The sequence below is a fragment of the Streptomyces sp. NPDC050806 genome (genome assembly GCF_055586425.1).
In genome coordinates, this window is record NZ_JBVJIF010000013.1 from 148,666 (window position 1) to 171,095 (window position 22,430).

The window sequence follows — 22,430 nt, forward strand, 5'->3', positions numbered from 1 at the left end:
GCACATCGGACGGCCCGTCAGCCGAGCCGGACGACGTTCCACGACAGCGGTTCCAGGGTGGCGCGCAGCGTGCCGCCCTGGAGCACCGTCCCCGCCACTTCGTGCGGCACGACCCGGTCCGGCGCGTCGAGCGTGTTGCGGGCCCCGGGATCCCCATCGGCCAGCGCTTCATGCCCGGCGACATGCGTCACCCCCAGCCCGTGCAGCGCCACTTCCAGGGGCAGCGCGGCGTCCTGGCTGCGGTTGACCGCGAAGACGGTGACCGCACCGGTCTCCGGATCGCGTACCGCGGTCGCGTGCAGCAACGGCACCTCGCCGTACTTCGCCGTGCCGTACGTGGGCGAGTCCACCCGTACGTCCAGGACCTGCCCGCGGCCGTACCGCGAGGCCTGCGCGAAGGGGAAGAAGGTGGTCTGCCGCCAGGCCGGACCGCCCGGCTCGGTCAGGATCGGCGCGATGACGTTGACCAGCTGGGCGAGGCAGGCGACGGCCACCCGGTCGGCGTGGCGCAGCAACGCGATCAGCAGCGAACCGACGACGACCGCGTCGGTGACGTTGTAGTGGTCCTCCAGCAGCCGCGGTGCCTCGGGCCAGCCGGCCGGCGCGGCGGCGGCCTCGGCCTGCGCACGGGACATGTACCAGACGTTCCACTCGTCGAAGGAGAGGGTGATCCGCTTCGCCGACTTCAGGCGTGCGCCGATGTGGTCGCAGGTCGCCACGGTGTCCTCGATGAAGGACTCCATGTCGGCGGCCGAGGCGAGGAAGGAGTCCCGGTCACCGTCCCGCTCCTCGTAGTACGCGTGCAGGGACACGTGGTCGACCAGGTCGTAGGTCTCGGCGAGCACGGTCGCCTCCCACGCGGCGAAGGTCGGCATGGCCCGGCTGGAGGAGCCGCAGGCGACCAGCTCGACGCCGGGATCGGCCTGCCGCATCGCGCGGGCCGTCTCGGCGGCCAGCCGCGCGTACTCCACGGCCGTCTTGTGGCCGGTCTGCCAGAATCCGTCCAGCTCGTTGCCCAGGCACCACAGGCGGATGCCGTACGGGTCCTTGTCCCCGTGCGCGATGCGCCGCTCGGACAGCTCGGTGCCGGCCGGATGGTTGGCGTACTCCTGGAGCTCCAGCGCCTCGGCGACGCCCCGGGTGCCGAGGTTGAGCGCCATCATGGGCTCGGCCTGCGGGCCGATCTTGCGGAGGAGACCGGCGTACTCGGCGAGGCCGAAGCGGTTGCTCTCCGTCGACCGCCAGGCGAGGTCCAGCCGGCGGGGGCGCTGCTCGACGGGGCCGACCGAGTCCTCCCACCTGTAGCCGGAGACGAAGTTGCCACCGGGGTAGCGGATCACGGTGACGCCCAGCTCGCGGATGAGGGCCAGCACGTCGGTGCGCAGCCCGGCCCCGTCGGCGGCCGGGTGGTCCGGCTCGAAGATGCCGGTGTAGACGCAGCGGCCGAGGTGCTCGACGAACGCGCCGAAGAGCCGCGGGCCGGACTCGCCGACGGTGAAGGCGGGGTCGAGGGTGAAGCGGGCCGTACGGGCGGTGCGTGTCATGGCGTCCTTCCTGTCCTGGGGCGCGGCGAGGCCGGGGCGGTCACCGCGGTACGCCTCATCTCGGCTCACCCAGCAGCGCCAGGTTCTCGATGGCGGCGAGTCCGTAGAGCGCGGTGTCGTTGGTGGAGACCCAGGCGGCCTCGCTGCCGGGGACGAGGGTGGCCGGGCCCGGCACCTTCGTCGTCTTCCAGGGCGCGTTCTCGGTGTAGCCGTCGGAGCGCAGGAACTTGTCCCACGCGCGCTGCGCGAGCTTCTTGTCGCCCGTCCGGTGGGCCGCGTACGCATCGAGCCGCGAGTGGCCCTGGAAGAGGATCAGGCTGCCGAAGTCGGAGCCGTAGCGGGCCTTCTGCTCGGCCTTGGTGGCGTTGAAATAACGGCAGTAGTCGAGGTAGGCGTCCTCGAACCTCTCGTTGTCGACCAGGTCGATCAGCTCGGCGCACAGCTCGTTGAGGCCGAAGACGGCCGACAGGTGCGACACGCTCACGACGGCCTTGCCGGCGACCGCGAACTTCCCCGTGTCCAGGTCGTACAGTCCGCTGCCCTGGACGAAGCCGTTGGGCTGGGCCGCGATCGTCTCCATGGTGGACAGCACCCGCGCCCTGGCCTTCTCCCACTTGGGGCCGCGCCGTTCCCACTCGGTCAGCCACGCGGAGACCAGCCCGGACCAGTCGGTGCCGAAGCCGATGGACAGGGCGTGGCGGTCGGGCTTGTAGTCGGGGTCGGGGCGGACCTTGCGCTGCGGGTCGAGGACGAGGAACGTCTCGTCGGAGTCGACGTTGGCGTGCATCAGGTCGCCGACCCGCTCGTCGGCGGTGAGGAAGTAGTAGAAGCGGCGGTAGGTGGTGTTCGCGATGCGCTGCTGCTTGGCGCTGTCGGCGTAGTGCTGGACGCCGTGCCGGGTTCCTAGCCCCGCCCACTTCCCGAGATGGTAGACGTCCACCTCACCGGTGTGCCGGGTCATGGCCTCGGCGAAGCGGAAGATGTCGGCGCGCCCGGAGCGCAGGTAGGCGTACCAGAGCCAGAGGTCGGGCGAGAGTTCGGAGTTGTCCCAGGCGTAGCCGCCGACGTCGTAGCGCCACTGGTGGCGGGCGGTGTCGTAGGAGTGCATGACGTCGCCGTAGTCCCAGAAGCCGTACCAGCGCCGCTGCTCCACCTGGTCCCGGTAGTAGGTGAAGAGGAAGTCGAGATGGTCCTCGATCTCCGCCTTGGCGGGCGTGGCGCGGTCCGGCTCGGCGTAGAGCCCGGGACCGAAGACTCCGGCGGTGATGAACTGGCTCGGCGGAGCCGTGAGTTGGGGCGGTGTGCGGACGGCTTCGACCTGGTGCGCGAGTTTGTCGGCGGTGGGGGTGCTGTCGTGCGCCCAGAAGAACAGCTCGCTGGTGCGGGCGATGCCGTACGGGGTGCCGAACTCCGGCTCGTAGTCCTCGTAGGTGATCTCCAGTCCGTCGAGCTGCTTCTCGTACGTGTCCTGGCCCATGCCGTCGTGATAGAAGCGCAGGTCCATGGGCTGGGCCTCGGGCGACCAGAGCCAGAGCGTGACCTCGGCCTCGTCGGTCTGCGCGCCGCGGATGTCGAGCCCCGCGGGGTGCTTCTCCCAGAAGTCGCGGAGCCCGAAGGCGAGTCCGCCGCTCGCACCGCCCACGTAGCCGAAGCCGGACGCGCGGTGCCCGCCGCCGGCCGCGATCCAGCCGTGGCCCTTCTTCGTGCGCTTGCGCAGCGTGAAGCCGTCGGCGGAGAGCTGCGCGAGGGTGTAGTCGCCCCACTCGGGGATGAGGTGCAGACGGCTGGTCACCCGCTGGTCCCAGGTGGCCGGGTCGGGCAGTTTCTTCCCCTCGAACTGAGCGGCCTGCACGGCCGAGCCCGGGTCCCGGCGGAGCCCGGTGACGCCCTTGACCGCCTCGCGCAGCAGACCCGTGCCGTCGCCGCCGATACGGATGTGCCGGTCGTACGCCGCGTCACGCATCGGGACGGTGAAGCGCACACCGAGCCCGCGCACGAAGTCACCGCTCGACCTGCCCGGCTCCTGCTTCCCGTCGTAGGTGATCGTGTGGACCATGCGGAAGGACTCGGCGCCGGCGTAGAAGTACAGCCGGACGGAGAACGGCAGCCAGGACCGGCCGCCCCGGCGGTGCTTGCCGTCGATGCGGACCACCCCCCGGACCGGGCCCTCCTGCTCCACGGTCACCTCGCCGATGGCGCTCTCGAAGCGCTCGTACCGCGCGGTGCCCTGGTCGTCGTCCTCGATCTCGCCCTGACGCAGCAGGACGAGCCGGCCGTCCTTGGCGATCTCGGTGGCGCCCCGGCGGACGGATTTCACGAGTGTGGCGCCGCTCGTACCGATCCGTGCGGTGAGGACGCCCGTACCCACCTCGACGGTGCCGCCCTTGCGGTCGACGGTCACCTTCTTCGCGGGGGCCGCTGCGGCACCGGCCTTCAGGGTGTACTTCTCGGCGGCGGGCTGCGGGCCGACGGCGTGCGCGGTCCACTTCAGGGTGCCGTCGGGCCAGTAGGCGAGCGGCCAGGTCTGTACGGGCACGGCCTGACCGCCGCCGTCGGTGAGCGTGAACTCCTGGTCGGCCTCGTACGCGCCCTTGGGCCAGGGCACGCCGACGGTCGAACCCGGCGCCGCGCCGAGCCCGCCGTCCTCCAGCCAGGTCAGCTCGACGGGACCGCCGGCCGCCCGCTTGCCGGGCCCGCTGGCGGCGGCCGCCGGGGCACTGCCCAGGGACCAGCTGAAGTGGGCGGCGGCCCCGGCGGCCGCCGCCGCCTTCAGCAGGGATCTGCGGGGGATCGGAGACATCGTCGTTCCCTTCGGTTCGCAACTCGTCGGCAGACACGTCAGCAGTCAGTCGTCGGCAGTCGCTCGTCAGCAGTGGTGGCCCCGGCGCCGACGGCCGGTGAGACCTACGGCGCGTCCGCGCGCCGCCCGTACCGCTCCTCCACCGCGATCGCCCCCGCCGCCACGGCCCCCAGGACGGGCACCGCCAGCGGCAGCACCGCCCAGGCGGAAACGGCGACCACCGCCACCCCGCCCACCAGCAGGAACGACCCGGCGGGGTCGAGGACCGTGCGCCGTCCGGCAGCGGCCAGCAGCGCCCGCCAGGACGCGCCGGGCTCCCACACCGCGGCCGCCCGCAGCCCCGCCACCACCGCCCCGCACAGGGCGAGGACGCCGGCCGCGCCGACCAGCGGCCCGCCGGGCAGCCCGGCGCGTACCGCCGACAGGTGCAGCCAGGCCAGCCAGCAGGCCACCCAGCCGCCGGCACCGACGAGCCAGCCCCGCCGGGCCGCCGCGCGCACGTCGGCGGCGAACTGCCGGAAGCCGGAGGGCCGGTGACTGAGATGCCGCCGCAGATGCCGGGCGCCGGCCGCGAACGCCGCCGGGTACGTGACCAGCGGCAGCGCCGCCAGCGCGATCCACACGCCGGTCAGCAGTGCCTCCGCGAAGAGCCCGAAGCGCTCCTGGAACCGCGACTCCCCCATCGCCCTGCGGCGCGCCGCCGCCCGGGACCCGCTCGCCGTGGTCATCGGTCAGCCCTTCAGCCCGGACGTGGCCATGCCGTCGATGAGGTACCGCTGGAAGGCGAGGAAGAAGGCCAGCACGGGCAGCAGCGCCACCAGCGCCATCGCGATCATGCCGCCGTAGTTGGCCACGCCCTCCTGGTCCCGGAACATCATCATCCCGAGCGACACGGTGTACTTGCCCGGCTCGTTGAGGTAGATCAGCGGGCCCATGAAGTCGTTCCAGGCGTTGATGAACGTGAAGATCGCGCTGGTGATCAGTGCGGGACGGCACAGCGGCAGCACCACGGACCAGTAGATCCGCAGATGCCCGCAGCCGTCGAGGCGGGCCGCCTCGTCCAGCTCGCGCGGCAGGTTGCGCATGAACTGCACCATCAGGAAGACGAAGAACGCCTCGGTGGCCAGGAACTTACCGATCAGCAGCGGCACATAGGTATTGATCAGTTCGAGCTTCTGGAACATCACGTACTGCGGGATGAGCAGCACGTGGTACGGCAGCAGCAGCGTGCCGATCATCAGCGTGAACATCAGCTTCCGTCCGGCAAACCGGATCCTGGCGAACGCGTACGCCGTCAGCGAGGCCGAGACCAGCACGCCCACGACGGAACCCACCGAGTAGAACAGCGAGTTGCCGAAGAACGTGGCGATCGGGATGTCGGCGATGCCGTCCGCCAGCCCGCGGAAGTTGTCCAGCACCGGGCGGACGGGGAACAGCTCCAGGCTGCCGACGATCTCCCGGCTGGGCTTGAAGGCGGCCCCGATCACCCAGACCACCGGATAGAGGACGACAGCGAGGACGGCCAGGGCACCGAGGTGCCAGGCGACGCCGGCGCGCCGGCGGGACGTACCGAGGGCGCTCACCGGGCTGCCTCCTCGTAGTGGACCCACCGTTTCTGGGACCAGAACAGCACCGCCGTCACCAGCGCCACGGCGAGCAGCAGCATCCAGGCCATCGCCGAGGCAAAGCCCATCTGGGCCTCCTTGAAGCCCTTCTGGTACAGGTAACAGGTGTAGACGAGGGCGGAGTCGGCCGGGCCGCAGGTGGCGTTGGAGACCACGTACGCCGAGCCGAAGATCTGGAACGCGTGGATCGTCTCCAGCAGGACGTTGAAGAACAGCACCGGGGAGATCATCGGCAGGGTGACGCTCCAGAACCGGCGCAGCGGCCCCGCGCCGTCCACCGCGGCCGCTTCGTACAGCTCGCGGGGCACCTGCTTGAGCCCGGCCAGGAAGATGACCATCGGCGCGCCGAACTGCCACACGGTGAGCGCCGCCAGGCAGTACAGCACCCACTCCGGGTCGCCGACCCAGCCGCCCACGTGCAGGCCGAGGAAGGACTGCGCGCGGTCGACGATCGCGTCGTCGGAGAAGAGCGCGCGCCAGACGAAGCCGACGGTGACGCTCGCGCCGATGAGCGAGGGGGCGTAGAAGGCGGCCCGGTAGAAGCCCTGGCCGCGCCCGTTGCGGGCGAGCAGCAGCGCCACGCCGAGTGCCAGCAGCAGCTTCAGCGGCGTGCCGATGACCACGTACGCGGCGGTGACCTCGACCGACTTGCGCCAGCGGGCGTCGGCGAACATCCGGGTGAAGTTGTCCAGGCCGATCCAGGAGGGGGTGTTGAAGAGGTTGTAGTCGGTGAAGGCGAAGTAGAGGGACGCGATCATCGGGCCCGCGGTGAGCAGGAGGAACCCGGCGATCCAGGGGGACATGAAGAGATAGCCCGCGAGGTTGTCGCGGCGGTCACGTCTGCGTAAGGCGGGCGGGGCCGCGGGACGTCGCGCCCGGACGCGGCCGGGCGGGTCCTTGACGAGGGTCACGGCGGCTTCCCCTCAGCCGGCCAGGGCGGTCTTCGCCTCGGAGAAGAACTGCCGCACGGCGTCGGCGGTCTTCTTCTTCCCCACGCCCAGGTCCGTCCCGATCCGAAGGAAGGCGGCCTCGACGGTGTCGGCGCCCGCCGGGTGCGGCGTGACCGGCCCGAAGACCCCGGCCGCCGCGGTCTTCTCCTCGTACGCGGCAATCGCCTTGTTCACCGGGTCGGCCGGCCGGAACGCCCGGTACTGCGCCTCGGTCGCGAGGATGCCGCGGTCGTACCCCATGATCTTCCCGACCTCGGGGTCGTGCACCATGAAGTCGATGAACTGCGCGACCTGCTGCGGATACTCGGTGCGGGCCGAGGCGCTCAGCATCAGCGAGGAGAGGTACTGCCCGGTCTGCTTGCCGTCCGTGGTGGGGACCGGCGCGAGCCCGTAGGTGCTGTCCCCCTCCGAGTCGTAGCGGACGGAGAAGTTGTCCCAGGTGAACTCCGAGGCCGCCATGCCGTCGGAGACCGCCGACTTGGGCGCGATCTGCACGACCTTCTTGGGATCGGCGACCAGCCCCGACCGCACCGCGCGGTAGCCGTCCGCCCACCACTCGCGCAGATCGGCCTCGTCGAACCCCAGGCCGCGCTCGGTGAAGAACGCCTTGCCCTGCTGCCGCAGATAGAGGTCGTAGAGGTACATGACGCCGAAGTAGCCGCTGTCCCCGGCGCGGTGCTGGGTGTCGCGGATCTTCTTCAGCGCGGCGAAGTACTGGTCCCAGGTCCAGCCCTGCTCCGGTGTGATGCCGGCCTTCTCGAAGACCTCCTCGTCGATGACGAGGGACATCGTGTTGGAGCCGACGGGGACGCCCAGCAGTTTGCCGTCGACCTCGCCGACCTTCTCCAGGCCCGACCGGAAACCCGTCATCTTCAGATGGCCCGCTTCGGCCTGCTGCTTCAGGTCGAGCAGCACGCCCCGCTTGTCGTACTTCCGCAGGAAGGCGACGGCGCACTGGAACACATCCGGTGGATTGCCGCCCGCGGCCTGGGTCTGGAACTTCTCCCAGAAGGCCACGTAGTCCTGGAAGTCCGTCTTGACCTTGATCCTGGGGTGCTTCTTCTCGAAGAGCGCGATGCTCTTGTTGATCCGCTTGGCCCGGTCGTCGGCGCCCCACCACGCGTACCGGATCGTGACGGTTCCGTCCGCCGATCCCCCGCCGGTGCCGCAGCCGGCCGCCGTCAGACCGAGGGCGGCGACCGAGCCCCCCGTGATCTTCAGCAGGCCGCGCCGGTCAACTCTCCCACTGGCACGCACAGTCGTCCTCCGCCTCGTGTCGTGACTCCACACACGCTCAGCGTTGAATCGTTAAAGAAAGCGCTTGCTGCCACAAAGTAGGGATGGGAGGCCGCGGGGTCAACGGATCGGACAGAATCAGAAGGAAAGCGCGGCCGGGCCGTACGGTGAATGGTGAATCGATTCACACTGCTCGATTCACACTGTCGGGCCCGGCCGCAACGGCATCAGCCCTCCGAGAGGACCGCGCCGACCGGCTCGCGGCGGACCACGTCGACCAGCGACCGGTCGGTGATCTTCAGACTCGGGGACACGGCCAGGGTCAGCGTGGAGACGCTCATGAAGGGGTTGAGATGGTCCCAGCCCCAGGCGGTGAGCGCGGTGCGGACCTCCTCCGAACGCCGGGCGATCTCCGGCGCGGCGGCGGGCGACATCACGCCGCCGACCGGGAGCGGCAGCCGCGCCGCCACCTCGGCACCGTGCGCGACCGCCACTCCCCCGCCGTCGGCGACGACCGCGTCCGCCGCCGCGGCCATCGCCGCCCGCGAGGTGCCGATGGTCACCAGGTTGTGGCTGTCGTGCGCGTACGTGGTGGCCACCGCGCCCGCGGAGAGGGTGCGGCCCAGCAGCGGCGCGAAGACGGTCCCCGCACGCCCGTAGCGGTTGCGCACCCGGACGAGGGTGGCCCGGCCCTCCCAGTCGACCTCCCCGCCGCGTACCGGCAGTTCGACCTCCGCCTCCTCCGTGTACGTGTCCCGGGAGTTGACCCGCATGGCGCGGAAACGGTGCGTGCCGTCGGGGAGTTCCACGTGCCAGCGGAAGCCGTCCGGGTGCTGCGGCTCGACGTCGACGGTGCCGGTCAGGGTGGCGGCGTCACTGTGGCGATCCACGTGGTCCACTGCCCCGCCGTCGTGGTGCGCGGCGGCGTCCGCCGGACCGGGGCCCGTCTCCTCGTACACCGCGGCACCGTCCCGGGCGACGACCCGGCCGCCGGACAGGACCACGGCCGGGTCGAAGGCGGCCAGTTCGCCGCGGAGGAGGACGAGGTCGGCGCGCTTGCCCGGGGCGACGACCCCGCGGTCGTACAGCCGCAGCCGCTGGGCCGGGTTCCAGGTCAGCGCGCGCAGCACGACCTCGGCGGGGAACCCGGCGCGCACGGCCACCCGGGCGATGTGGTCGAGGTGGCCGTGGGCCAGGATGTGGTCAGCGGCCAAGTCGTCGGTGACCAGGCAGAACGGCGGCAGCGTCGGCAGTGCGAGCAGCGCCTCGGCGACCTCGGGGAGCAGGCACTTCTCCTGGAGCATCATCAGCATGCCGAGCCGCGCCTTCTCCAGGACGACCTCGGTGCGGTTCTTGGTGTGGTCGGAGTCGACGCCGGTGGCGAGGTACGCGCTGAGGTCGGCGCCGCTGAGGTTCGGGCAGTGCCCGTCCAGGATCATGCCGCGCTCGCGGGCCACGCCGACCACGTCGCGCATCCGCCGGTCGCCGCCGACCACGGCCCGGTAGTCCATGACCTCGCCCAGGGCGATCACCCCCGGCCAGCTCAGCATCCCGTCGATGTCGGCGGCCGACAGGCTCGCCCCGGCGTCCTCCAGGCCCTCCACGGCGGGCACGCACGACGGCACGCCCCACAGCTGGGTCTGCGGGGTGCCGGCGCCCGCCTCGATCATCCAGCGCATCGCCTCGACGCCCGCGACGTTGACGATCTCGTGCGGGTCGGCCAGCACCGTGGTCGTACCGCGGGCCAGTGTCAGGGCCGCGAACGTCTGCGGGGTGAGGAAGGAGCTCTCGATGTGCATGTGCGCGTCGACGAAGCCGGGCGCCACCAGCATCCCGGTGGCGTCCAGGTGGGCACGCGCCTCGGCGGGCGTGCCGGGCGGCAGCACACCGCTGATCATGTCGTCGCGCACCAGGACGTCGGCGGCGAACGACTCTCCGGTGAAGCTGGACACCACCTGGCCGCCGCTGATCCGGAGGTCGTGCGGGCGCTGGGAGGTCATGGGGGCAACTCCTGTGTCGAACGGGGAGATGGGTGGGGAAAGGGGAAGCACGGGGCCGTCCCGCCGGGCGGCTGTCAGGGGACCAGCGTGGAGAAGTAGTAGCCGAGCGGGATCAGTACGATCCACAGTCCCCAGGGGATCTCGCGGAAGCGGCCGGCGACGGCCTTGACCAGGACATGCGCGGCCAGGCCGACCGCGATGCCGGTCCCGAAATTCCCGAAGAACAGGGTCGTGGCCACGGTGAGCGCCGCGGGCACCGCATCGGTCGGATCCTTGAAGTCGACGTTGCGCAGGGCGCCCAGCATGGTGAGGCCCACGTACATCAGGACGGGCGCGGTGGCGGCCGACGGGATGAGCGTGGCGAACGGGGTGACGAGCAGCAGCGCGGCGAAGCCGAGCGCCGCCCACGCCGAGGCCAGCCCGGTGCGGGCACCGCTGTCGGCGCCGGCCGAGGACTCCAGGTACGCCGTCATGCTCGGGGCGCCGAGCGCGGCGCCGCCGATGACGGCTCCGGAATCGACGTAGAAGGGCCGGCGGACACCCGGCAGGTTGCCGTGCTCGTCGGTGAGGCCCGCCCGGCCCGCGACGGCGAGCAGGGTGCCGGTCATGGAGAAGAACTCCGAGACGAAGAAGGCGAAGATGTACGGGAAGTACTCGGGCTTGAGGGCACCGAGGATGTCGATGTGGAAGACGGCGGGGCCGGGGCTCGCGGGCAGCCCGAAGAGGTGGTCGGGCAGCTCGGTCACGCCGAGCGGGATGCCCACGACGGTGACCAGCGCCATCGTGAGGAGGAACGCTCCCGGCACCTTGCGGGTGGCGAGCGCGGTGAGCACGACGAGCCCGCCGAGCGCGAGCAGTCCGGCCGGCCGGGAGAGGTCGCCGACGGCGAGGGCCGCACTGTCGGGCTTGGCGATCACCAGGCCGCTGTCGCGGAAGCCGATCAGGGCGATGTAGAGGCCGAGGCCGCCGCTGATGGCGTACTTGAGGTTCAGCGGCATCATGCGGGTGATCAGGTCCCGGATGCCGAGCGCGGTCAGCAGCAGGAAGGCCACGCCGGACCAGAGGACCATGCCGAGCGCCGCGTCCCAGGGCACCCCGTCCTGGCCCACGATCGTCACGGCGAGCAGCGCGACGCCGCCCAGCCCGGGCGCGACGACGAACGGCAGGTTGGCGAAGAGGCCCATGCACAGGGTGGCCAGCGCGATGGCGATGAGGACGGCGGTGGTGGCCGCGCCCAGCGGAATGCCGGCCTTGGCGAGCTGGCCGGGGACCACGACCGCCGCGTAGGCCGCCGCCACGAACATGGAGACGCCTGCCAGCGCCTCGGTACGGGGTGTGCTGCCGCGCTCGCGTACCCGGAAGAGCCGTTCCAGGAGCGCGCCCGAGGGAGAGGCCGGGGCCGGGGGCTGCGGGGCGTCCGCCGTGGCACCGGCGGCTGACGCGGCGCCGGGTACGTCGGGGTGGGGCATGGGCACCTCAGCAGGGGTGAAAGGGCGAGGTCGGGGGCCAGGTCTCCGCGGCATCGTTGCGACACTGCATGAAACCGGTTGCAGAGACCGGTTGCAGACAGCATCGCACGGCTCCGCCGCAGGGCGGAACCCATGAGTGCGTCACATCGGGTGACGGCCGCCTCGACGAGCGGCCGTCAGCGCGTCCGCGGCGGCGCCGTCGACGCGCGGACCTCCAGGCCGGGCGCCAGCCGGGTGGTCGTCCGCGTGCCGGCACCGGCACACAGGTCCAGCAGCCGCCGGACCGCCGTGGCGCCCGCCTCCTCGACCGGCACCCGCAACGCGGTGACCGGCGGATCCGTCACCCCGAGCGCACTGAGGTCGTCACCGGCCGCCACGCTCACGTCCGCCGGCACCCGCAGCCCGGCGGCGCGCAGCCCGTGCAGCAGCCCGAGGGTGAGGTAACTGTTGTACGCGAGCACCGCCGTCGCCCCGCCGGGCAGCTGCCCGGCGGCCGCTATGCCCGCGTCGAAGGTGGGCGGCAGCGGCCCCAGCACGTGCAGCCGGGCCCCGGCAGCGGCCGTCCGCTCGGCCAGCGCGGCACGGCGGCGGGTGTCCGCCCAGGAGCCGGGCGGGCCCGAGACGTACGCGATCTCCCGGTGCCCCAGCTCCAGCAGATGCCCGGCGAGGCGGTCGGCGCCCTCCTCGGCGTCCAGGACGACAGCGGGCAGCCGGCCGACCCGGCGGTCGACCAGGATCAGCGGCCGGTGCCGCGCCCGTTCCCGCAGGGCGGCGTCGGTGCCGACGGGCGCCACCATCACCACGCCGTCGGCCTGCTCCCCGAGCCGGCCGGCCAGCGCCGCCTCCCGCTCCGCGCTGTACTCGGACACGCTGATGAGCAGGTGCCCGTCGGCTTCTTCGGCAGCGCGCTGCGCGCCGAGCACGAGCGGCGAGAAGAAGGGGTTGGCGAGCGTCGGCACGATCAGGCCGATCATGCCCGTACGGCCCGTGGTCAGCGCGCGGGCGCTCCGGTTGGGCTGGAACCCCAGCCGCTCGGCGGCCGCCCGCACCTTCTCCCGCGACGCCTCGGTGACCATCTCGGGCCGGGTCAGCGCGCGCGAGGCGGTGGCCTTGGAGACCCCGGCCGCCCGCGCCACGTCCGCGAGTGTCGCCATGTCGCCCTCCACTCTCCGCACGCCCGGCGTCATCCTAGTGGAACCGGTTCCTGGAACCGGTTGCCCCGGTTGCTCCCCGCGACCTGCCGGTCATTCCTTCGGGACCGGGCCCGTGGAGCCGCGGACGACGAGTTGGGTGGGCAGTGGCAGCACCCGGGGCGTCTGCCGCTCGCCCGCGACGGCGCGTGTCAGCAGGTCGAGGCTGAGCGAGCCGGCCCGGTCCATCGGGACCGCGATGCTGGTGAGCGCCGGATGCGACACCGCGGCGAAGGGGATGTCGTCGACACCGATGACGCTCAGCTCCTCGGGCACCCGTACGCCCATGGCGCGGACTCCCGTGAGCACGCCGAGCGCCATCAGGTCGTTGTGGGTGATCACGGCGGACGCGCCGGAGGCGAGCACACCGGCGGCCGCGGCGGAGCCGCCGGCCACGGTCTCGGCCTGCCAGCCCAGCGACTCCAGCTCCATGCCGGCCCGTTCGGCCTGCGCGCGGACGAGCTCCACGCGCCGGGCGTTGGACCAGGAGTGCCGGGAGCCCTGTACGTAGGCGAGCCGGCGGTGGCCCAGCGCGACGAGGTGGTCGACGGCCTGGCGCAGCCCGTCCTCCGCGTCCGCCAGCACGCAGTCCGTCCCGGTGGTCTCGCGGTTGACCAGTACGGCCGGGGTGCGGCCGCACAGCGACACCACCTCGTCGGCGGGCAGCCGCGGCGAGCACACCACCAGGCCGTCGGCCTGCTCCCGCATACGCGTGAGCAGCGCCCGCTCGCGGTCCGGGTCGAAGTCGGTGTCGGCGAGAACGACCGTCTGCCCCCGTGACCAGCCCACGCCCTGGGCCGCCTTGACGAACGCGCCGAAGACCGGGTTGGCGATGTCCGGTACGACCACCGCGACGGTGGTCTCCGCGCGCCCGGCCGGCCCGGACGTCCGGGGCACGGTCGGCCGGTAACCCAGTTCCTGTGCGGCGGCCAGCACCTTGCGCAAGGTCTCCGGGCCCAGCCGCCCGGGTTCGCTGAACGCCCGGGACGCCGTGGAGAGCGCCACTTCGGCACGTCGGGCGACGTCGGTCAGGGTGGGCGACATGGCTGCCTTCCTCGCGGCGACGGCCGGCGAAGGACCGCCGCCTGTATCAGAGCTTGCGCAAACGTATCAACGCTTGCTGAGGCTTGCCGCCGCCCGCCACCGGCCGTCACCGCCCACCACCAGTCGCCACCGGTCTTCGCCGGTCTTGGCCGGTCTTGGCCGGACCTCATCGATCAACGCCGGTCGTCGCCGGTCGGGTCGCCGTCCCGGCGCGCTCACCGGAGTATTCGCTGTCGCCGTCCGGCGGATTACCGATAGGACTCCTTCATGGACTCTTCTTCCTCCGCCGCTTTCCCCCGTCAATTCGCCCGCACCCGCCGCTTCTCGCTCGGCGTGCCTCGGAACTTCACCCTCTCCCCCGACGGTCAGCGCGTCCTGTTCACCCGTACCGGCGGCGGCCGGGACCCGATAGGCCGGCTCTGGCTGCTGGCGGAGGACGGGGAACGGCTGCTCGTCGAGCCGACCGCGCTGGTGGGCGCCGGTGCCGAGGTGCCGGAGGAGGAGCGGCTGCGCCGGGAGCGGGCCCGCGAGCGCTCCGCCGGAGTGGTGTCGTACGCGACCGACAGCGCGGCCCGCCTCGCGGTCTTCGCGCTGGGCGGCGCGCTGTGGGCGGTGCGCACGGACGAGGGCAAGCCCTTCCCGGTCCCGGCGGCGGGCCCCGTCGTCGACCCGCGCCCCTCCCCCGACGGGCGCCACATCGCCTACGTAACGGGCCGTTCCTTGCACGTGGTGGCGGTACCGGGCGGCTCGGCCGGTGCGGACGCGGCGGGGCGGGAGGACCGGCGGCCGGCAGCGGGGCAGGACCGGCGGCTGGCGGCGGCCGAAGGGCCGGACATCAGCTATGGCCTCGCCGATTACACCGCGGCGGAGTCCATGGGCCGGCTGCGCGCCCACTGGTGGTCCCCGGACGGCGAGCGGCTGCTCGTCGCGCGGGTGGACACCACACCGGTCCAGCGCCGCTGGATCAGCGACCCGGCCCGCCCGGACCGGCCGCCGCGCGTGGTGCGCTACCCGGTGGCCGGCACGGCCAACGCCGACGTGACCCTGTGGGTGTACCGGCTGGACGGCAGCCGCACCGAGGTGGTGTGGGACCGGACGGCGTACGAGTACCTGGTCACCGCCGGCTGGGACGCGCACGGCCCGCTCCTCGGGGTGCAGTCCCGCGACCAGCGAACGCTGCGCACGCTCGCCGTCGACCCGGACACCGGCGCCACCTCGGTGCTCGACGAGCGGACCGACCCCGCGTGGGTGGAGCCGGTGCCCGGTACGCCGGTCAGGACCGCGTCCGGCGCGCTGGTGGTTACGTACGACGTGGCGGGCACCCGGCATCTCGCCGTCGGCGGCGAAACGGTCACGCCCGCCGGCCTCCAGGTGCGCGAGGTGCTCGGCACGGAGGGCGGCCGGGTCTTCTTCACCGCCTCCGACGACCCGAGGGAGACCCATGTGTGGTGTCACGATCCGGAGGAGGCGGAACCGGTGCGGCTGAGCGGCGGGCCGGGCACGCATGCGGCCGTGGTGCGTGGCGGCACGGCCGTCTTCCACGGGGTGACGCCGGACGGACCGTACGCGGAGGTCCGCCGGGCGGGCGGGACGACGGCAACGGCCTTCGCCACCGCCGCCTCCCCCGCCGTGACCGCCCTCGCCTGCCTGGTGGAGGCCCCGGCCGTCGCTCCGCGCCCGCGCCATCTCCTGCTCGGCGCACGGGAGTTGCGGGCCGCTCTGTACCTCCCGTCCTGGTACGAGCCGGGTACGGGGCCGCTGCCCGTACTGCTCGACCCCTACGCCGGGCCCGGGATGCAGATGGCGGTCGCGGCGCGCGGGTGGCCCACCCTCGTCTCGCAGTGGTTCGCCGAGCAGGGCTTCGCGGTGCTGGTCGCCGACGGGCGCGGCACACCGGGCCGCGGCCCCGCCTGGGAGAAGGAGATCCACGGCGACCAGCTGACGCCCGTCCTGGAGGACCAGGTGGACGCCCTGCACGCGGCCGCCGAGCAGGTGCCGGACCTCGACCTCACCCGGGTGGCGATCCGCGGCTGGTCCTTCAGCGGGTTCCTGGCCGCCGCCGCGGTGCTGCTCCGCCCGGAGGTCTTCCACGCGGCGGTGGCGGGCGCGGCACCCACCGACCAGCGGCTGTACGACACGTACTGGAAGGAGCGCTTCCTCGGCCATCCCGACAAGGAGCCGCAGAACTACGACCGGTCCTCGCTCACCGGCCGGGGCCACCTGCTGCGCCGCCCGCTGCTGCTGATCCACGGCCTGGCCGACGACAACGTCGCGCCCGCCAACATGCTGCGCTTCTCGGCCGAACTGCTCGCCGCCGGCCGCCCCCACACGGTGCTGCCCCTGCCGGGTGCGACCCACGCCCCCGCCGACGACCGGGTGAACGAGAACCTCCTCCTCTTCCAGCGCGACTTCCTCCGGGACGCGCTCGGCATCGGCACGGGCCCGGCGAGCGGGTGACACACCGTCCGAGGGCGGTCGGGCGCGTACGGTCCGCCCGAGGTGTGCGGGCCGTCCGTGCGGTCCGCTTGAGGCGATCGGGTGCGTACGGTCCGCCTGAGGCAGCCGGGTACGCGTCGGTGCGTACCCGGTCTGGCCGGAACGCCGCCGGAACCCGGCCGCCCGGTACGGGGTCCGCGCACCGCGCTTGAGCGGCGGTCGCGCGCCCTGAGAAGGTGCGGCGCGTGGAACTGCGCCATCTCTCCGGGTTCGTGGCCGTCGCCGAGGAATTGCACTTCGGCCGGGCGGCGGAACGCCTGCACATCGCCCAGTCCCCGCTCAGCCAGCAGATCCGACTGCTGGAACGGGACCTGGGCGCCGCCCTCTTCGAACGCACCACGCGCTCGGTCCGGCTGACCGCGGCCGGCCAGGCCCTGCTGGCACCGGCCCGCAGCCTCCTCGCCGACGCCTCCGCCGCGCGCCGCACGGTGCGGTCGGTCAGTCTGGGCGAGGCGGGCCGGGTGACGGTGGGGTACGCGGACGCCGGCGGCTACGCGGCGCTGCCCCCGCTGGCCCGCGCCGTCACCGCCGAATTCCCGGGCATCGAGCTGGCATTGCAGGGCCAGGTGCACTCCGGCGAGGCGCTCGACCGGATCGCCGACACCACCCTGGACCTGGGCTTCGTCCCGCTCCCCGTACGCCGCGGCATCCTCTCCCGCGTCGTCCGCGTCGAGCGGCTGGTGTGCGCGCTGCCGGACAGCCACCCGCTGGCCACGCGGGAGGCGGTCGACCTCGCCGAGCTGGCGGCGGAGCACTTCGTGACGTTACCTGCCGCGCGCGGCTCGGCCGTGCGGGACGCGGCGGTACACGCCTGCCGCGACGCCGGCTTCGCGCCGCGCATCGCCCAGGAAGCACCGGACTCCTACCACCTCCTCGGCCTGGTCGGGGCCGGGGTGGGCGTCGCGCTGGTCGTCGAGTCGGCCCGCCGCATCCGCCTGGAGCAGGTGGTCTTCCGCCCCTTGGCGGGCGAGGTCGCCCCGCTGCCGATCGCCCTCGCCTGGCATGCGGACAACGAGTCGACGGCCCTGCACAACGTACTGAAGGTCGCGGAACGGATACTCCCCACGCCTGCGGAGTACGCACCGTAGGCCGGGCAGGCCCGCCTTTTCCTTCTTTCCTTTCCTGCTTTCCTTGTGCTTCCCCCGTGATTCCTTGTGTGTCTTGTGTGTCCTTGTGTGTCCTTGTGCCGACGGTCGATGCTCCTCCGCTCGAAACACCCGGTCGGCCGAGCCGCTGAACACCGGAGGCTCGCGGTCCGTATGGAACCTTCGCAAGAGCCAGTGGACACCCGCACGGGACCGGTACACCACCGGTCCTCAGGATCCGTCCCGGCTCCCGACCGGGACCGGGGCCTGTGGAGGCACCATGAGTTCACCATCACCGGACCGTGCCGGATCGCCGGAGAGCGCCGAGTCGCCGGAGAACGCCGAATCGGCCGGCCACGCCGGGGCGCCCGACGATGCCGGACCGACGGCGCGTCCCGGCAGCGCCCGGCGCACGTTCGTGGCGGCGGCCGGTGCCGCGGGGCTGACCGCGGCGCTCGCGGCGTGCGGGAACGACAGCGGGGGCGGTGGGGGCGGGGGCGGCAACTACGGCTCGTCATCGCCGTCGGCCGGCGCTTCGGCGTCGTCCGAGGGCAGCGGCCCGAGCCGCGGCGGGGGGAAGGCACTGGCCAAGACCTCGGAGATCCCCTCCGGCGGCGGCAAGATCTTCAAGGCGCAGAAGATCGTGGTGACCCAGCCCTCCGAGGGCGACTTCAAGGCCTTCTCCGCGGTCTGCACCCACGCGGGCTGCCTGGTCGGCAAGGTCGGCGGCGGTACGATCGACTGCCCCTGCCACGGCAGCAAGTACGCCATCGCGGACGGCAGCGTGCGGCACGGCCCGGCGACCAAGGGCCTGCCCTCCGTACCGCTGAAGGTCAGCGGCGGCGAGATCGAACTGGCCTGAGGCCATGGAACCGGCCTCAAGCCACCGCCGCCGCGCACCCCTGTCCCCTACCCCCTGTCCCTGCCTCACTGCTCCCGGCGCGGCCGCTTCCAGCAGGTGAGCACCGCGTCCGTGGAGGTGACGGTGGCGACGAGCGCGAGGGTGTTGCGCACCATGGCCGGGGTGTATTCGGCGGGTACCCCGGCGATGGCATCGGCCGGCACCACCGCCGTGTAGCCGAGGTTGACCGCGTCGAAGACCGCGTTGGGTATCGCGACGTTCGCCGAGACACCGACGATCACGATGTTGCGGACGCCGAGATTGCGCAGCAGCGCGTCCACGTCCGTACCGGCGATCGGCGACAGCCCGTGCAGCCGGCGCACGATCAGGTCCTCCTCGGCCACCGGTACCGGGTCGGCTATCCGCACCGCGTCCGACCCGGTGATCTGCTGTACGGGCAGCCGCCCGGCGGCGTGGAAGAGGCGGGCGTTGTGACTGGCGCCGCGGCCGTCGGGCCGGCGTTCGGCGACCGCGTGCAGCACCTGCACACCGGCCTCGTGCGCGGCGTCGGCCAGCCGGGCCACCTGGGCGAGCGCGCCGGTGGTGCGCGCCGCCTCGGCCAGTTCGGGCAGTGCGCTCTCCGGTCCGACGACGCCGTTCTGGCACTCGACGGTGAGCAGCGCGGTGGTCGCGGGGTCGAGCTGCTCCACCAGATGAGCGGCCTGGTGTACCTGTGCTTCCGTGGCCATGCGGGGTGCCTCCTGGGGGCGGACGGTCGGGCCCGGGGGTCCATTGCGTTCGCTGAGCCGAGGGCCCATGATTCCTGACACTTGGTCAGACGGCCAGGGCCCGCCGCCGGCCGGTCGGATCGGGGCCGGCGCGGACACGGCACGTACGGCACACCGGAGGTGGCGGCAGATGGCGACAGCGGCGGGGCAGCGCAGAGGACGCCGGATCATGATGAGCCCGGAGGAGCTGGACACCTTCCTGACCCGGCAGCGGACCTGCCGGATCGCCACGGTCGGCCCGGACGGCGCACCGCATGTCGGCGCGCTGTGGTTCGTATGGGACGGCACGTCGCTGTGGCTGTACTCGCTGACCCGCAGCAAGCGCTGGGCGCAGCTCGTGAAGGACCCGCGCACGGCGGTCGTGGTCGACGACGGCCACGAGTACGGCGAGCTGCGCGGCGCCGAACTGTCGGGCAGCGTGGTGTTCGTCGGCGAAGCACCGCGCCACGGCGAGTCCTGCCCGGAACTGGATGAGCCCGAGCGGCTCTTCGCGGCGAAGTACTTCGGCATGGAGACGATGCCGTCCGACGGCCGCCACGCCTGGGTCCGCCTCACCCCGGACGCGGTGGCATCGTGGGACTTCCGCAAGATCCCGGGCTGAGGAGCAGGAGTTCACTGCACGTCGTGCACGTTCTGCACGTCGCGCACGTCCTGCACGTCCCGTACGTCCTGCGCACCCGCCGCGTCGTCCCCGTCCTCCGGTGTCCAGGTCAGTAGCCGTACCTCGGCGACCGTACGGAGGTGCCGGCGCATGGCCGTCGCCGCGCTCCTCGGATTGCCGTCCCTGATGGCCTCCAGGATCCGGCGGTGCTGGGCGAGCGAGCGCTTGGGGCGGCCGGGCTGGCGCAGCGATTCGTTTCGGCTCTCGGTGATCTGCTCGGCGATGGCGCGCATGAACTCGGCGAGCAGCGTGCTGTGCGCGGCCGCGGTGACGGCGGCGTGAAAGCGGCGGTCGCCCTCCACGCCCGGCCCGCCGTCCGCGACCTCCTGCGTCATGTGCGCGAGGGCGTCGTCGAGCGCTTCGAGGTCGGCGTCCGTGCGGCGGCGGGCGGCCAGTTCGGCGAGCTTGGTCTCCATGGCCTCGCGCGCCTCCAGCACGTCCGGCAGCCGGCGGCGGCGCTCGACCAGCCGCTCGACGGGCTCGGCAGCGTCCAGGGTGCCACGCACGAGATAGGTGCCGCCGCCGTGCCGGACCTCGACCAGGCCCTGCACCTCCAGCACCACGATGGCCTGCTTCACCGACGCGCGGCTGACCCCGAGCCGCTGGGCCAGTTCGCGCTCCGGGGGCAGGCGGTCGCCCGCGCCCAGCCCGCTTTCGGCTGCGTACTGACGCAGTCTCTCGACCACCTGCTCGTAGAGCCGTGGCCTGGTCATCGGCCGCAGTGCCTCGGACATCCGGTCGCCCCCTCGGTTCGTTCGCCGTGCCAAGAGTATTGACGCACGTCGTCTTTGACCATCAAAGTGGCTCAGCCAATTGGCCATTGATCCAGTGCCCCGCCGGGTGTCTCTCGCGTCCCCGTCGGGCCGTCATTCCTGCCCCTGCCATGTCTCTATCCCTGCCATGTCCCTTTCCTAGCCATGTCCCTGCCCTGCCCCTGCCCCACTTTTCCCCAGCCGGTCAGGCCGCTCAGGCCGCTCGGACCGGCCATGAACGGAGCCGCAGATGTCGCCCGAAGTGATCTCGATCCTCGTGCTCGCAGTGGTCTTCGTACTGGCCACCACCCGGTCGATCAACATGGGCGCGCTGGCGTTCGCCGCCGCGTTCGGCGTGGGCACGCTGGTCGCCGGGATGAGCGCGGACGACATCTTCGCCGGCTTCCCCGGCGACCTGTTCGTGGTCCTGGTCGGCGTGACGTACCTCTTCGCCATCGCCCGCGCCAACGGCACCACCGACTGGCTGGTGCACGCCTCGGTGCGGCTGGTCGGCGGCCGGGTCGCGCTCATCCCGTGGGTGATGTTCGCGGTCACCGGCGCGCTCACCGCGATCGGCGCGGTCAGCCCGGCGGCGGTGGCGATCGTCGCTCCGCTCGCGCTCGGCTTCGCGGCGCAGTACGGCATCAGTCCGCTGCTGATGGGTGCGCTGGTGGTGCACGGCGCACAGGCCGGCGGGTTCTCGCCGATCAGCATCTACGGGTCGACCGTCAACGGCATCGTCGCGCGCGAGCACCTTCCCGGCAGCCCGCTCGCACTCTTCGCCGCCAGCCTGGTCGTCAACCTCGTCATCGCGGCGGCCCTCTTCGTCGCTCTGGGCGGGCTCCGCCTCCCCCGGACGGGTGGCGGCGAACGGACCGCGAACACCACGCTCACGGGTGCCGACAACCGTACGGAAAGCACCACGCTCACGGGTGGCCGGAGCGGCATGGAAACCACCACGCGAACGGGTGGCGGAGGCGGTACGGCGGTGGGCGACGCACCGAGTGACGGCGACCGTACGGCGCTGGACGACTCACCGGATGACGGCGACCGTACTGCGCTGGACGACGCGCCGAAGGAGAGCGGCGGCCTCGCGACGGACACCAAACCAACGGGTGGCGCGGACGGTGCGCCTGTCGGTGCCCTCTCCCTCACACCGGCTCGCTTCACCACCCTCCTCGCCCTGCTGACACTGGTCGTGGCGGTCCTCGTCCTGGATCTGGACGCCGGCCTGACCGCGATCACCCTCGCCGTCGTCCTCAGCGCCGTATGGCCGCAGGACAGCAAGGCCGCGGTGTCGGAGATCACCTGGCCCACCGTGCTGCTGATCTGCGGTGTCCTCACCTACGTCGGTGTCCTGGACGAGATGGGCACCATCACCTGGGCGGGCCACGCCGTCGGTGGTATCGGCATACCCCTGCTGGCCGCGCTGCTGTTGTGTTACATCGGCGCGCTGGTCTCCGCGTTCGCCTCCTCCGTCGGCATCATCGGGGCGCTGATCCCACTGGCCGTACCGTTCCTGGCACAGGGCTCGATCGGGGCGGTCGGGATGGTCGCGGCGCTCGCGGTCTCCGCCACCGTCGTCGACGTGAGTCCGTTCTCCACGAACGGCGCACTGGTGCTGGCGAACGCCAAGAATGTCGACCGGGACGGTTTCTTCCGGCAGTTGATGGTGTACGGAGCCCTCGTGGTCGTGGCCGTACCGGCGCTGGTCTGGCTCGCGCTGGTGGTACCTGGCTTCGGCTGACGCCGAGGTGCCACCGACCGACGCGGACCCGACCGGTCACGTGCCACTCATCACACAACGGCGATCACCTGCCGGTGATCACACACGGGTGATGACGTACCAGTGATCACGTACCGGTCATCGTCCTCGGGTGTCCCGGGCAGGGATCACCCGCCACGGTTCCACAGGGACCTCGGGTATCCAGGAATGGGTACCCGCACAG

The 22,430-nt window shown here is 72.3% G+C and carries 17 protein-coding genes; 5 read left to right on the forward strand and 12 right to left on the reverse strand.

Going from position 1 to position 22,430, the window contains the following annotated elements; all coding sequences use genetic code 11:
* Positions 1–17: 17 nt before the first annotated feature.
* The 10 genes from arfA to ACZ6WH_RS35240 all read right to left on the reverse strand — a co-directional run bounded on the left by arfA (position 18) and on the right by ACZ6WH_RS35240 (position 13,858).
* Positions 18–1,544, reverse strand: a complete 1,527-nt coding sequence (arfA, locus tag ACZ6WH_RS35195; protein WP_469733731.1) for an arabinosylfuranosidase ArfA — start codon at positions 1,542–1,544, stop codon at positions 18–20.
* A gap of 55 nt (positions 1,545–1,599) precedes the next feature.
* Entirely contained in the window at positions 1,600–4,344 is a 2,745-nt protein-coding gene (locus ACZ6WH_RS35200; protein WP_469733733.1) for an exo-rhamnogalacturonan lyase family protein, read from the reverse strand.
* A 104-nt stretch (positions 4,345–4,448) separates the two neighbouring features.
* Positions 4,449–5,072 carry a hypothetical protein gene (locus ACZ6WH_RS35205; protein WP_432851122.1) on the reverse strand — a complete coding sequence of 208 codons (624 nt, stop codon included), beginning with the start codon at positions 5,070–5,072 and terminating at the stop codon, positions 4,449–4,451.
* A 3-nt stretch (positions 5,073–5,075) separates the two neighbouring features.
* Positions 5,076–5,927 carry a carbohydrate ABC transporter permease gene (locus tag ACZ6WH_RS35210; RefSeq protein WP_469733735.1) on the reverse strand — a complete coding sequence of 284 codons (852 nt, stop codon included), beginning with the start codon at positions 5,925–5,927 and terminating at the stop codon, positions 5,076–5,078.
* Positions 5,924–6,880 carry a carbohydrate ABC transporter permease gene (locus ACZ6WH_RS35215; RefSeq protein ID WP_469733737.1) on the reverse strand — a complete coding sequence of 319 codons (957 nt, stop codon included), beginning with the start codon at positions 6,878–6,880 and terminating at the stop codon, positions 5,924–5,926. Before ACZ6WH_RS35215 ends, ACZ6WH_RS35210 begins: the two co-directional genes overlap by 4 nt.
* A 12-nt stretch (positions 6,881–6,892) precedes the next feature.
* Complete coding sequence (locus tag ACZ6WH_RS35220) at positions 6,893–8,176, reverse strand: extracellular solute-binding protein (protein WP_469733739.1); 1,284 nt, start codon at positions 8,174–8,176, stop codon at positions 6,893–6,895.
* A gap of 206 nt (positions 8,177–8,382) precedes the next feature.
* Entirely contained in the window at positions 8,383–10,155 is a 1,773-nt protein-coding gene (locus ACZ6WH_RS35225; protein ID WP_469733741.1) for an adenine deaminase C-terminal domain-containing protein, read from the reverse strand.
* A 74-nt stretch (positions 10,156–10,229) separates the two neighbouring features.
* Positions 10,230–11,624, reverse strand: coding sequence for an NCS2 family permease (locus ACZ6WH_RS35230; RefSeq protein WP_469733743.1), 1,395 nt, complete (start codon positions 11,622–11,624; stop codon positions 10,230–10,232).
* Between the two features lie 176 nt (positions 11,625–11,800).
* Complete coding sequence (locus ACZ6WH_RS35235) at positions 11,801–12,778, reverse strand: LacI family DNA-binding transcriptional regulator (protein ID WP_432851133.1); 978 nt, start codon at positions 12,776–12,778, stop codon at positions 11,801–11,803.
* A gap of 90 nt (positions 12,779–12,868) precedes the next feature.
* The gene (locus ACZ6WH_RS35240) at positions 12,869–13,858 is read right to left on the reverse strand and encodes a LacI family DNA-binding transcriptional regulator (protein ID WP_469733745.1); all 990 of its coding nucleotides are present in this window, start codon (positions 13,856–13,858) and stop codon (positions 12,869–12,871) included.
* A 267-nt stretch (positions 13,859–14,125) separates the two neighbouring features.
* On the opposite strand from ACZ6WH_RS35240, the gene ACZ6WH_RS35245 reads away from it, so the two are divergent.
* The 3 genes from ACZ6WH_RS35245 to ACZ6WH_RS35255 all read left to right on the forward strand — a co-directional run bounded on the left by ACZ6WH_RS35245 (position 14,126) and on the right by ACZ6WH_RS35255 (position 18,301).
* On the forward strand, positions 14,126–16,315 hold the full coding sequence (locus tag ACZ6WH_RS35245) for a S9 family peptidase (protein WP_469733747.1): 2,190 nt from the start codon (positions 14,126–14,128) through the stop codon (positions 16,313–16,315).
* Positions 16,316–16,539: 224 nt separating this feature from the next.
* The gene (locus ACZ6WH_RS35250) at positions 16,540–17,442 is read left to right on the forward strand and encodes a LysR substrate-binding domain-containing protein (protein WP_432851137.1); all 903 of its coding nucleotides are present in this window, start codon (positions 16,540–16,542) and stop codon (positions 17,440–17,442) included.
* A 277-nt stretch (positions 17,443–17,719) separates the two neighbouring features.
* Entirely contained in the window at positions 17,720–18,301 is a 582-nt protein-coding gene (locus ACZ6WH_RS35255) for a Rieske (2Fe-2S) protein (RefSeq protein ID WP_469733749.1), read from the forward strand.
* Between the two features lie 65 nt (positions 18,302–18,366).
* Here the strand turns inward: ACZ6WH_RS35255 and ACZ6WH_RS35260 are convergent, their stop codons facing one another.
* Entirely contained in the window at positions 18,367–19,029 is a 663-nt protein-coding gene (locus ACZ6WH_RS35260; protein WP_469733751.1) for a cysteine hydrolase family protein, read from the reverse strand.
* Between the two features lie 169 nt (positions 19,030–19,198).
* On the opposite strand from ACZ6WH_RS35260, the gene ACZ6WH_RS35265 reads away from it, so the two are divergent.
* Complete coding sequence (locus ACZ6WH_RS35265; RefSeq protein ID WP_469733753.1) at positions 19,199–19,669, forward strand: pyridoxamine 5'-phosphate oxidase family protein; 471 nt, start codon at positions 19,199–19,201, stop codon at positions 19,667–19,669.
* An 11-nt stretch (positions 19,670–19,680) separates the two neighbouring features.
* Here the strand turns inward: ACZ6WH_RS35265 and ACZ6WH_RS35270 are convergent, their stop codons facing one another.
* Positions 19,681–20,463, reverse strand: coding sequence for a FadR/GntR family transcriptional regulator (locus ACZ6WH_RS35270; protein ID WP_469733755.1), 783 nt, complete (start codon positions 20,461–20,463; stop codon positions 19,681–19,683).
* Positions 20,464–20,731: 268 nt separating this feature from the next.
* Here ACZ6WH_RS35270 and ACZ6WH_RS35275 point away from each other — a divergent pair, with 268 nt between their 5' ends.
* Positions 20,732–22,228 carry an SLC13 family permease gene (locus tag ACZ6WH_RS35275; RefSeq protein WP_469733757.1) on the forward strand — a complete coding sequence of 499 codons (1,497 nt, stop codon included), beginning with the start codon at positions 20,732–20,734 and terminating at the stop codon, positions 22,226–22,228.
* Positions 22,229–22,430 lie beyond the last annotated feature (202 nt).

Coding starts and splice junctions, on each gene's coding strand:
- arfA (WP_469733731.1), bottom strand. CDS start 1,544: ATGACACGCACCGCCCGTACGGCCCGCTTCACCCTCGACCCCGCCTTC.
- ACZ6WH_RS35200 (WP_469733733.1), bottom strand. CDS start 4,344: ATGTCTCCGATCCCCCGCAGATCCCTGCTGAAGGCGGCGGCGGCCGCC.
- ACZ6WH_RS35205 (WP_432851122.1), bottom strand. CDS start 5,072: ATGACCACGGCGAGCGGGTCCCGGGCGGCGGCGCGCCGCAGGGCGATG.
- ACZ6WH_RS35225 (WP_469733741.1), bottom strand. CDS start 10,155: ATGACCTCCCAGCGCCCGCACGACCTCCGGATCAGCGGCGGCCAGGTG.
- ACZ6WH_RS35230 (WP_469733743.1), bottom strand. CDS start 11,624: ATGCCCCACCCCGACGTACCCGGCGCCGCGTCAGCCGCCGGTGCCACG.
- ACZ6WH_RS35235 (WP_432851133.1), bottom strand. CDS start 12,778: ATGGCGACACTCGCGGACGTGGCGCGGGCGGCCGGGGTCTCCAAGGCC.
- ACZ6WH_RS35240 (WP_469733745.1), bottom strand. CDS start 13,858: ATGTCGCCCACCCTGACCGACGTCGCCCGACGTGCCGAAGTGGCGCTC.
- ACZ6WH_RS35245 (WP_469733747.1), top strand. CDS start 14,126: ATGGACTCTTCTTCCTCCGCCGCTTTCCCCCGTCAATTCGCCCGCACC.
- ACZ6WH_RS35255 (WP_469733749.1), top strand. CDS start 17,720: ATGAGTTCACCATCACCGGACCGTGCCGGATCGCCGGAGAGCGCCGAG.
- ACZ6WH_RS35260 (WP_469733751.1), bottom strand. CDS start 19,029: ATGGCCACGGAAGCACAGGTACACCAGGCCGCTCATCTGGTGGAGCAG.
- ACZ6WH_RS35265 (WP_469733753.1), top strand. CDS start 19,199: ATGGCGACAGCGGCGGGGCAGCGCAGAGGACGCCGGATCATGATGAGC.
- ACZ6WH_RS35270 (WP_469733755.1), bottom strand. CDS start 20,463: ATGTCCGAGGCACTGCGGCCGATGACCAGGCCACGGCTCTACGAGCAG.
- ACZ6WH_RS35275 (WP_469733757.1), top strand. CDS start 20,732: ATGTCGCCCGAAGTGATCTCGATCCTCGTGCTCGCAGTGGTCTTCGTA.